The organism is Ventrimonas faecis (assembly GCF_040096075.1).
In the GTDB taxonomy this organism is placed as follows: domain Bacteria; phylum Bacillota; class Clostridia; order Lachnospirales; family Lachnospiraceae; genus Brotaphodocola; species Brotaphodocola faecis.
Genome location: NZ_JBBMFJ010000003.1, coordinates 166,745 through 177,281 on the forward strand (window position 1 = coordinate 166,745; position 10,537 = coordinate 177,281).

8 protein-coding genes and 1 pseudogene are annotated in these 10,537 nt (G+C 52.0%); 8 read left to right on the plus strand and 1 reads right to left on the minus strand.

Annotation, left to right across the window (positions count from 1 at the left end; all coding sequences use genetic code 11):
- The first annotated feature begins 24 nt into the window (after nt 1-24).
- Nucleotides 25-900, plus strand: coding sequence for a hypothetical protein (locus WMO41_RS02970; protein ID WP_349228495.1), 876 nt, complete (start codon nt 25-27; stop codon nt 898-900).
- 186 nt (nt 901-1,086) lie between these two features.
- A complete protein-coding gene (locus WMO41_RS02975; RefSeq protein ID WP_349228496.1) occupies nt 1,087-2,247 on the plus strand; it encodes a trans-sulfuration enzyme family protein in 1,161 nt (386 codons plus the stop codon).
- Nucleotides 2,248-2,289: 42 nt separating this feature from the next.
- Here WMO41_RS02975 and abc-f read toward each other — a convergent pair whose 3' ends face one another.
- Complete coding sequence (abc-f, locus tag WMO41_RS02980; RefSeq protein WP_349228497.1) at nt 2,290-4,266, minus strand: ribosomal protection-like ABC-F family protein; 1,977 nt, start codon at nt 4,264-4,266, stop codon at nt 2,290-2,292.
- Between the two features lie 177 nt (nt 4,267-4,443).
- On the opposite strand from abc-f, the gene WMO41_RS02985 reads away from it, so the two are divergent.
- From WMO41_RS02985 to WMO41_RS03010, 6 genes and pseudogenes are all read left to right on the plus strand, one after another.
- Complete coding sequence (locus tag WMO41_RS02985) at nt 4,444-5,115, plus strand: redox-sensing transcriptional repressor Rex (RefSeq protein WP_177291959.1); 672 nt, start codon at nt 4,444-4,446, stop codon at nt 5,113-5,115.
- A 125-nt stretch (nt 5,116-5,240) separates the two neighbouring features.
- The gene (locus tag WMO41_RS02990; RefSeq protein ID WP_349228498.1) at nt 5,241-6,761 is read left to right on the plus strand and encodes an NAD(P)H-hydrate dehydratase; all 1,521 of its coding nucleotides are present in this window, start codon (nt 5,241-5,243) and stop codon (nt 6,759-6,761) included.
- Nucleotides 6,762-6,810: 49 nt separating this feature from the next.
- Nucleotides 6,811-7,971 carry an alanine racemase gene (gene alr / locus WMO41_RS02995; RefSeq protein ID WP_349228499.1) on the plus strand — a complete coding sequence of 387 codons (1,161 nt, stop codon included), beginning with the start codon at nt 6,811-6,813 and terminating at the stop codon, nt 7,969-7,971.
- Nucleotides 7,972-8,064: 93 nt separating this feature from the next.
- On the plus strand, nt 8,065-8,412 hold the full coding sequence (locus WMO41_RS03000) for a type II toxin-antitoxin system PemK/MazF family toxin (RefSeq protein WP_118529994.1): 348 nt from the start codon (nt 8,065-8,067) through the stop codon (nt 8,410-8,412).
- A 245-nt stretch (nt 8,413-8,657) separates the two neighbouring features.
- Nucleotides 8,658-9,470: pseudogene (locus tag WMO41_RS03005) on the plus strand (hemolysin family protein); the annotation flags it as partial.
- Between the two features lie 66 nt (nt 9,471-9,536).
- Nucleotides 9,537-10,274 carry a YebC/PmpR family DNA-binding transcriptional regulator gene (locus WMO41_RS03010; RefSeq protein ID WP_349228501.1) on the plus strand — a complete coding sequence of 246 codons (738 nt, stop codon included), beginning with the start codon at nt 9,537-9,539 and terminating at the stop codon, nt 10,272-10,274.
- Nucleotides 10,275-10,537: the final 263 nt, after the last annotated feature.

Here is a 10,537-nt window from a genome sequence, read left to right on the forward strand (position 1 = left end):
GGGAAAGGAGGGAGGACGAGGACTATGAGGGGATATCAGGCAGCAAAACGGGCGGCAGCCGCGCTGTTTCTGTCGGCGTTTCTGCTTCTTCCTTCCTGCGCGGCTTTCGGCATGGACGCCCCGGGAAGCGGCGGCAAAAACTGGCATTATGGAAAAGACCACCACTGGATTTACCAGGATGAGGACGGCAGTTCCCATACAGGCTGGTTGTACTATGAGGGAGAGTGGTACTGGTTCGATGAGCGCGGCTGGCTCCAGACTGGCGGGCAGCGGGACATCAACGGAGTCCGCTATTTCTTTTTCAGCAACGGGCATATGGCGCACAACCAGTATGTGGACCTGAAATTTCTGGGGGAAAACGGTCAGGAAGAAAAGGAACACGCGATCCGCGTGATCGGCACAGAGCGGCCGGATTCGAGGGATAAAGACCTTATTACGGATTATCTGTACGAGGTTCCGCGCGGGTGGCAGAAACAGTTTGTGGAAGATGGATGGGAGTTCCTTTTTTATAAGAAAAAACAGTATTTTTCCGCGCCATCTACGTCCTCTGGCATTTACTATGTGCGTTACAGTACGGACCGGCGCTATAAGAAAGTGAAGTTCTGCGATGTGGATTCCATTTTGCAGGGCTTTGGGGAATATGTGGGTTACCGGGCAGGCTGTTACCGGGAAAACAGCACTATGATGCAGGAGTACTGGAAAGCCGGGCCGGTTTTGCAGGATATTCTGGAAATTCCGGATTATTACGCGGAGAATGCGGCGTTTTGTTTTGGAAAGCTGTTTTCAGATTATGTGAGTGGTGAGAAAACAGAAGAGCTTACCCGGAAATTTCCGGAAGTGTGTGAGGAACTGGAAAAAATCCTGCACCAGAAAGATACAAAGGTTACAGTTGACAGGTAGGAATTTTCTGAACTGAAAATTCCGTATGATACAGTGGTGGTAGCAGATTTTGCCGATTTGGAATGCGAAGCATCGGCAAAATCCCGTTACTGTTTGCACAACGTGTGAACAGTAACGGGTATTGACAAATCCGGCAGAGTCGGTGATAATAAACCTATCAAACAGATAGGAGATACAAAAGAGCATATGGAAAGAGAGATTGAGACAAAGTGTATTCATCTGGAAGAAGATGAGGCTTCCATTCAGCATTTCGGATCTATCAGCTATCCGATCTATCAGACCGCGACTTACGCGCATCCGGCAGTTGGACAGAGTACCGGCTTTGATTACAGCAGACTGCAGAACCCGACCAGAGAACATCTGGAGAAGGTGGTGGCATCCCTCGAAAACGGTGTGGACGCGCTGGCGTTTTCCAGTGGTATGGCAGCAATTACCATGCTGATGGAGCTGTTTGCGCCGGGAGATCATCTGATCATTGATTCCGATCTTTACGGAGGCAGCATTCGTCTTTTTGACCATGTATCCACCAAAAACGGTATCTGCTTTTCCAGAATTGACTGCGCGAGGGAAGACGTGGAGGCGTATGTTCAGGACAATACAAAGGCCATTTATGTGGAGACTCCGACCAACCCGATGATGAATGTGGTGGACATTGCGGAGCTTTCTGCCATCGCAAAGCGCCATGGCCTTCTTCTCATCGTGGATAATACGTTCTTATCTCCGTATTTACAGAATCCGCTGGATCTGGGCGCGGACATTGTCGTGCACAGCGGTACCAAATACCTTGGGGGACACAACGATACACTGGCCGGTTTTCTGGTGACCGGACGTGAAGATATCAGCGAGAAGCTTCGTTTCCTGATCAAGACCACCGGAGCAGGCCTTGCGCCGTTTGACTGCTGGCTGGTACTTCGCGGCATCAAGACCCTGGGCATCCGCATGGACCGTTCCCAGGAGAATGCCATGGAGATTGCCAAATGGCTGAGAGCACAGAAACATGTGACGAAGGTCATTTATCCGGGCTTTGAGGATCATCCGGGCCATGAGATCATGAAACGCCAGAGCCGCGGATACGGCGCGATGCTGACCTTCCAGGTGGAAAATAAGGACTTTGCCCTGGGGATTCTCGGCAAAGTGCGCATGATCCGGTTTGCGGAAAGCCTTGGCGGTGTGGAGACGCTTCTGACCTATCCGACCACCCAGACCCATGCAGACGTTCCGAAAGAAATTCAGGAGAAAAATGGCCTGACCGATGCAACCCTGCGGATGTCTGTGGGCATTGAGAACGTGAAAGACCTGATTGCGGAGCTGGACCGTGTGTTTCATGAGATTGAGAACGGACAGTAACCACAGAAATTACATATAGAAAGAAAAAGAAGAGCCGGCAGATTATTCTGCCAGCTCCTCCCAGGCTTCATAGAGTTCTTCCAGTTTTTTCTGGAGGGACTCTTTTTCGTTATTCAGTTCCACAAGACGGGCAACATCGGTGTAGATTTCTTCCTGGGAGAGAAGTTCGTCGATTTCGCCGTCGCGGGTCTCCAGCTTATGGATCTCGTCCTCGACTTTTTTTAAGTCATTCTGGCGTTTGCGGATGCGGGCCTGTTCTTCCTTCTGGGCTTTCCAGTCCAGCTTGACCTCGGTTTCAGCCACGGATTTTGCCATACCCGGAACACCGGTGGCCTTTAGACTGCCGTTGGCTGCCGCAGTGCCGATGGCGCGGTCACGCTCGGTATGCTCGGAATCTACATAGAGCTCCTTCATGAGGTCCTTCTTTTCCAGATAGTAGTCATAGTTTCCGATGTAATTTAAGAAGGTCTGCCCGGTCAGCTCCAGAATGCGGGTGGCGGTCTGGTTGATGAAGTAACGGTCATGGGAGACGTAGAGCACAGTTCCGGTGTAGTTCTTTAACGCGTTCTCCAGAATCTCCTTGGAGGTGATGTCCAGATGGTTGGTCGGCTCATCGAGGATCAGGAAGTTGGCTTCGGAGAGCATAAGCTTGGCCAGGGAAACACGGCCCCGCTCGCCACCGCTTAAATCGGAAATACGCTTGAAGACATCGTCCCCGGTGAAGAGGAAGGCAGCCAGAATGTTGCGGACCTGGGTGTTGGTCAGGTTCGGGTAAGCGTCCTGCACCTCCTCAAACACCGTCTTTTCCATGTGAAGGACATGGTGCTCCTGATCGTAGTAGCCAATGTGGACCTTGGAGCCTAAGGTGATGGTGCCGGAGTCTGCCGGAAGCATGCCGTTGATGATCTTTAAGATGGTGGTTTTTCCGGTTCCGTTGTTGCCGATGATGGCTACCCGCTCGCCGCGTTTGACTTCCATGTCCACATGGGAGAACAGGTGCGTGCTGCCAAAGGATTTGCTTAAGTCCCGGATGGTAAGCACGTCGTTCCCGCTCACGATGTTTGGCTCCAGGCTGATGCGCATCTCGTCCTGGATCTCTGCGGGCTTGTCCAGCACCTGGATCTTGGAGAGCATTTTCTCACGGCTTTCCGCCCGCTTGATGGATTTCTCCCGGTTGAAGGATTTTAACTTGGTGATGACCTCCTCCTGATGTTTGATTTCCTGCTGCTGGTTTAGCCAGGCCTTCATCTGGGCAGCGCGGATCATGGCTTTTTTCTCGCTGTAGGCCGTGTAGTTGCCGAGGTAAACGGAGGCGTGGCCCTGCTCCAGCTCCACCACCTTGGTGACCACGCGGTTTAAGAAGTACCGGTCGTGGGCCACGATGATGACGGCTCCGTTGTAGTTTAACAGGTAGGTTTCCAGCCAGGCAATGGATTCCATGTCCAGATGGTTGGTCGGCTCATCCAGGAGAATGATGTCCGGGCGGGAGAGCAGAAGCTTACCTAAGGATACGCGGGTTTTCTGGCCGCCGGAGAGGGTGGAGACGGTTTTGTCAAATTCGTCCTCGGTAAAGCCAAGGCCCTTTAACACACCGGTCAGTTCGCTTTTCCAGGCGTAGCCGTTCTCCAGCTCAAAGGTGTGGCTTAAGCGGCTGTAGGTGGAAAGCATCTGCTCCAGATCTTCTCCGGAGGCGTTCTGCATGTTTACCTCCAGTTCGCGGATCTGCTGTTCCATATCGATGATGGGCTGCTTGACTTCTTTTAATTCCTCGTAGATGGTGCGGCTGCTGTCCAGGTCCTGGTGCTGTGCCAGGTAGCCGAGGGTTTTCCCCTTTGCGAGAACGACTTCGCCGGAGTCTGCGGAAAGCTCTCCTACAATGATCTTTAACAGGGTGGACTTGCCGGCTCCGTTGATGCCGACGATGGCAGCCTTTTCCTGATCTTCTATATGAAAGGATACTTCGGACAGAATCTCATCCGTGCCGAAGGCTTTGTTTATGTGATTGCATGATAAAATCATAGATAACTCCATTTCGTTACGTTTTCTACTATAAGACTTATCAAGTATAATATAGGAATTTGGCACTTGTAAAGAGCTTTCTGTGTGTTTTTTGTTCAGGAATTGTTTGAACATTGACATAGATTTCGCAAGCGGTTATAATAGACTACAATAGTTTACGTATAGGAGATGTGCAGCATGGAAAACAGAGAGATATCCAAAGCAGTTATTACAAGGCTTCCGCGGTATTACCGTTATCTCGGAGAGCTTTTGGAATCAGGTGTAGAGCGTATCTCATCCAATGAACTGAGTACCCGGATGAAGGTGACTGCTTCCCAGATTCGTCAGGATTTAAATAATTTCGGAGGATTCGGCCAGCAGGGCTATGGCTATAACGTAAAATACCTGTATACAGAGATTGGCAAGATCCTTGGAATCGATCGTCAGCATAACCTGATCATCATCGGTGCCGGAAACCTGGGACAGGCCATTGCGAATTACGCGAATTTTGAAAAGCGCGGCTTCATCATCAAAGGTATGTTCGATATCAACCCGAGACTCATCGGCCTGGTAGTCCGCGGTATTGAAATCCGGGGCGTTGACGACCTGGAGCAGTTCATCAAGGACAATGACGTTCAGATGGCAGCGCTCACCATTCCGAAGACCAAGGCTCCGGAGATCGCAGACCGTCTGGTGAATGCCGGAATCAAGGCAATCTGGAATTTTGCCCATGTGGACCTGAATGTACCAGATGATGTTGTAGTTGAGAATGTACATCTTTCCGAGAGTCTGATGCGTCTGTCCTACCGTGTCTGCAGCATGCAGGACCGGAAAAAGGAAGAGGAAAGGAAGGCTCGCGGGGAATCCTAGAGGCAGAGTGTAACAGGGGTAAAAGCCGACAGGCGGGGACAATATAAGTTCTCCTGCCTGCCGGTTTTTTGAGTTTCGATCCACCCTTTACAGGAGAGCGTGCGGGCTCAGAGAGGAGACAGAACATGGATTACGCTGTAACGGCGCAGCAGATGAAAGCAATCGATCAGAACACCATACACGGGATCGGCATTCCGTCCATGGTACTTATGGAACGGGCAGCACTCGCCGTGGCAGAAGCCGCAGAGCATATGGCCGCAGAACGGAATCTTGGAAAGAAGGCCCGGATCCTGGCTGTGTGTGGTACCGGAAACAACGGGGCAGATGGTGTTGCCGCGGGACGTATCCTGCAGGGACGTGGATATGAGACCGTCCTTTTGTTTGCCGGCAATCCGGAACATGATTCGGAAGAGATGAAGGCGCAGAAACGGATTGCGGCAAATCTGAATCTTGCGCAGAGCAGGGTGTCAGAATACAAAGAAGCGCCGTGTGACATCATACTGGATGCGGTGTTTGGCATCGGCCTTGGCCGGGAAATCGGCGGTGAATACCGGAAAGTACTGGAAATGCTTGAGTCCATGCGGGAACAGTATGGGGCCGGAATCATTGCGGTGGACACACCATCCGGCATTCACGGCACCACCGGCGAGGTCATGGGGATTGCCCTGGAGGCCGATGTTACGGTGACGTTTGGTTACGCAAAGACCGGACTGCTTCTTGATCCGGGCAGACAGTATGCGGGAAAACTTGTGGTGGCCGATATCGGATTTCCTGAGGCCAGTCTGCTTAAGAGCGGCTGGGACGCAAAGGTGATCACGCCTGGGGATCTGACCTGGCTTCCAAGGCGCCGTCCGGATGGCAATAAAGGCACGTTTGGAAAGGTGCTGGTTATCGCGGGCAGCCGCGGCATGAGCGGAGCGGCTTATTTTTCCGCTCTTGGTGCCTACCGCACCGGGGCCGGGCTGGTAAAGATCCTGACGGTACAGGAAAACCGGCAGGTTCTGCAGACCCAGCTTCCTGAGGCCATTGTTAGCTGCTATGACCCGGAAGACGAGGAAGCCATGCAGAACATCCTGGAGCAGGAATGCGCCTGGGCTGATGTGATCGTGACCGGACCGGGACTGGGGCAGGAACCCTATACGGAATATCTGCTGGAGACTGTACTGTCGGACGCGTACGTTCCGGTTGTGCTGGACGCGGACGGCTTAAACTGCGTGGCGGCCCACCCGTATCTGACCCGGTATTTTACAGAGAACATCATCATTACGCCGCATATGGGCGAGATGAGCCGCCTGACTTCGGTCCCCATCGCGGATCTGAAGAAGGATCCGCTGGGAGAGGCAAGGGCCTACAGCGCCCGCTATGGAACCGTCTGCGTGCTGAAGGACGCAGTCACGGTAGTGACAGATAAGGACGGTGCTGCCTGGATCAACCGGAGCGGCTGCAGCGCCATGGCAAAGGGCGGTTCCGGGGATGTGCTCACCGGCGTGATCGCCGGGCTTTTAGCCCGCGGTATGGAATGCACAGAGGCAGCGGCCTTCGGTGTGTATGTACATGGCCACGCCGGACAGTATGCGGCAGCAGCGTATGGAGAGAACAGCGTGCTGGCCACAGATGTGGCAGACAGCATTTTAAAAGAAATATAAAAACGGTAAAAAAGACAGAAACGAGGAACAGAGTAAAAATATGAATCACATGCAGTATACACGGGTTTACGCACCGGTGGATCTGGACGCCATCGCCTTTAACATGGAGTCCATGCGCAGAAATATTGACCAGAAAACAGGAATGATCGGCGTGATTAAGGCCGATGCTTACGGACACGGTTCCGTTCCGGTAGCAGAGGCCATTGAGGATTACGTGGATGGTTATGCGGTAGCAACGGCAGATGAAGCCATGCTGCTGCGCCGCAATGACATCAGAAAGATGATCCTGATCCTGGGCGTGACCCATCCATCCCGCTATCAGGAGCTCATTGAGGAGGAAATCCGCCCGGCCATCTTTACGATGGAACAGGCAAAACCGCTGTCAGACATGGCTGTGAGACTGAAGAAAACCGCGAAGATCCATCTGGCTCTGGATACCGGCATGCGCCGCATTGGCATGGAGGCTGATGAAGCGGGAGCAGACCTGGCAGCAGCCATCGGAAAGCTTCCGGGCATAGAAATCGAGGGGCTGTTTACCCATTTTTCCAGAGCCGATGAGACGGAAAAAAATTCTGCCATGACCCAGCTTGGCCGTTACCTGCATTTTGTGGAGCTTTTGAAAGCGCGTGGGATTGAGATTCCCATGAAGCACTGCTCCAACAGCGCGGGTATCATTGACCTGCCGGAGGCAAACTTAAATTATGTCCGGGCCGGCATCACCATTTACGGCATGTATCCGTCGGATGAGGTGCAGAAGGATAGGGTACCGTTAAAACCGGCTCTGGGACTGAAATCCTTTGTTACCTATGTGAAGGAGATCGGGCCGGGCGAGGAGATCAGCTACGGCGGCACTTATGTGACGGAGCGCACCATGCGTGTAGCTACCGTGCCGGTGGGATATGGAGACGGTTATCCGAGGAGCTTATCCAACCGCGGATATGTGCTGATCTGTGGAAAGCGCGCGCCAATCCTTGGCCGTGTCTGCATGGACCAGTTTATGGTAGATGTAACCGATATCCCGGGTGTTGATGTGGATACACCGGTGACTCTGATCGGAAAAGACGGGGATGAGGAAATCACCATGGAGCGTCTGGCGGAGCTTTGCGGAGGATTCCACTATGAGATGGTCTGCGACATCGGAAAACGTGTGCCCCGGGTTTACTACCGGAATGGTAAGGTAGTGGGAACGATGGACTGCTTCGCGGAATAGGATAATCATAGAGAAGAAAAACGGGCAGCCGTGTATACGCCGCCTGGCAGAGGGCAATACTACCTTTGAAAACCAGTGACGGAGTGTGAAACTGTGATTATCAGACGAGGCGATATTTATTATGCAGACCTGCGGCCGGTGGTAGGCTCGGAGCAGGGAGGCGTGCGGCCGGTGCTCATCATCCAGAACGATGTGGGAAACCGCCACAGCCCTACCGTAATCTGCGCTGCCATTACGTCCCGCATGAATAAGGCCAAACTGCCGACGCATGTGGAACTGTCCGCAAGAAAAAGCGACATGATCAAGGATTCCGTGATCCTCTTAGAGCAGCTGCGCACCATTGACAAGCAGCGGCTGAAAGAGCGGATCTGCCATATTGACGATGAACTGTTAGAGCAGGTGAACCAGGCCCTTCGGGTGAGTCTGGAGCTGACTACATAGTTCGCTGTGAATCAAAAGAGCCTTTCTCCGGCGGAAAACAGGCAAATGCGTTGTTACGCCTTGACGAAATGGCGGAAGTTTCGTACAATCAGGAAGAAGTATAGTGTATACAAAAGAGAAAAGAAGGAGATAACAAGATCAGTATGGACGATGGTTATTCGCGCCTGATCCTTTTGGCAGGCGTGGTTTTGCTTTTCCTGGCAGCAGGCTTTGCAATCTGGAAATTTATAAAGTCCAGACAGGAAAATGTAACAGAAGAAGATATTATGGATATGGTCAACGAAGGCCATGAGCAGGGCGTACTGGAGTCCAGCGAAGCCGAGATGATCACCAATATCTTCGAGTTCGATGACAAAGAAGCCGGTGATATCATGACCCACCGCAAGAACATTGTGGCGTTAGACGGTTCCATGACTTTAAGGGAAGCCGCCCACTTTGTTTTAAAGGAGGCAAAAAATTCCAGATATCCGGTCTACGGAAAAGATCTGGACGACATCATCGGTACCGTACATATGCGGGATGTGCTGTTCCATGCGGAAAATCTGCAGGAATCACGCATGGAGATTGCCAATGTACCGGGCGTTCTGCGGCCGGCGCATTTCATTCCGGAGACCCGCAATATCAATTCTCTATTCAAAGAGATGCAGTCCCAGAAGATCCACATGGAAATCGTGATTGACGAGTACGGCCAGACTGCCGGAATTGTCACCATGGAAGATATTCTGGAGGAGATCGTGGGCAACATCCTGGATGAGTACGATGTGGATGAGCAGTACATTGTCCGCGGTGAGGGAGATGCCCTGATCATGAGCGGCATGACACCTCTCGATGAGGCACAGGAGGAGCTGGGCATCACCTTCCCGGAGGAAGATCTGGAGAATTACGATACCATCAACGGCCTTCTCATTTCCCGCCTGGACCGCATCCCGGGGGATGACGAGCAGCCGGAGATTCAGTATCTGGGGTACCGGTTCTGCGTGCTGAAGGTGGAAAACAAGATGATTCATTCTGTTCGGGTAACGAAATTGTCGCAGGCTCTTGCAAGAGAAGAAAAATAGTGTTAAAATAGAAAAGATGTTTTTTCAGGACGAAAAGAGAAAGTTTAAAGTAAGGAGCGTTATTTTATGTCAGGACATTCTAAATTTGCCAATATCAAGCACAAAAAAGAGAGAAATGATGCAGCAAAGGGAAAAATCTTTACCGTCATCGGCCGTGAGCTTGCCGTAGCAGTAAAAGAGGGTGGCCCGGATCCGGCGAACAACAGCAAGCTTCGTGATGTCATCGCGAAGGCAAAAGCAAACAACATGCCGAACGACACCATTGACCGCGGTATCAAGAAGGCAGCAGGCGATGCAAACTCCGTAAACTACGAAGTACTGACCTACGAGGGTTACGGCCCGAGCGGTGTTGCAGTCATCGTTGACACCTTAACCGACAACAAGAACCGTACCGCAGCAAACGTAAGAAGCGCGTTCACCAAGGGAAACGGTAACATCGGTACCCAGGGCAGCGTATCCTTCATGTTTGATAAGAAGGGCCAGATCATCATCGACAAGGAAGAGTGCGACCTTGACGCAGATGAGTTAATGATGATGGCTTTAGACGCAGGCGCAGAGGACTTCTCCGAGGAAGAGGACAGCTTCGAGATCATCACCGATCCGGACGATTTCAGTGCCGTTCGTGAGACCCTGGAGAAAGATGGCATCCCGATGATGGAAGCTGACGTTACCATGATCCCGCAGACCTGGGTAGAACTGACCGACGAAAACGACATCAAGTACATGAACCGTCTGTTAGACCTTCTGGACGACGACGATGATGTACAGGCTGTATACCACAACTGGGATACCGACGAGAGATAAATTTTATAAAGTGATATAAGAAAATGCCCGGAGCGTTTCGCTCCGGGCATTTTCTGTCTTTACGTGCGCCCGGCGGCGCACGTTTCTAACGGGTGCAAGTCCCGAATCCACCCGGTAGTGGGAAGGATATAGCCGAAGGCAAGGGTGTCCATCGTGAGGTGGAATCTGAAGGAAGCCGGATGTGGAAACAGACTAACCACGGGCAAATCTCTGGTCTGACGAATAGAAATCACATATAAGGTTTCGCATGAGGGTAAGATTGC

What these genes read in the sequence shown, in the direction of transcription:
- WMO41_RS02970 (WP_349228495.1), top strand. Translation starts at nt 25, where the DNA reads ATGAGGGGATATCAGGCAGCAAAACGGGCGGCAGCCGCGCTGTTTCTG.
- WMO41_RS02975 (WP_349228496.1), top strand. Translation starts at nt 1,087, where the DNA reads ATGGAAAGAGAGATTGAGACAAAGTGTATTCATCTGGAAGAAGATGAG.
- abc-f (WP_349228497.1), bottom strand. Translation starts at nt 4,266, where the DNA reads ATGATTTTATCATGCAATCACATAAACAAAGCCTTCGGCACGGATGAG.
- WMO41_RS02985 (WP_177291959.1), top strand. Translation starts at nt 4,444, where the DNA reads ATGGAAAACAGAGAGATATCCAAAGCAGTTATTACAAGGCTTCCGCGG.
- WMO41_RS02990 (WP_349228498.1), top strand. Translation starts at nt 5,241, where the DNA reads ATGGATTACGCTGTAACGGCGCAGCAGATGAAAGCAATCGATCAGAAC.
- alr (WP_349228499.1), top strand. Translation starts at nt 6,811, where the DNA reads ATGCAGTATACACGGGTTTACGCACCGGTGGATCTGGACGCCATCGCC.
- WMO41_RS03010 (WP_349228501.1), top strand. Translation starts at nt 9,537, where the DNA reads ATGTCAGGACATTCTAAATTTGCCAATATCAAGCACAAAAAAGAGAGA.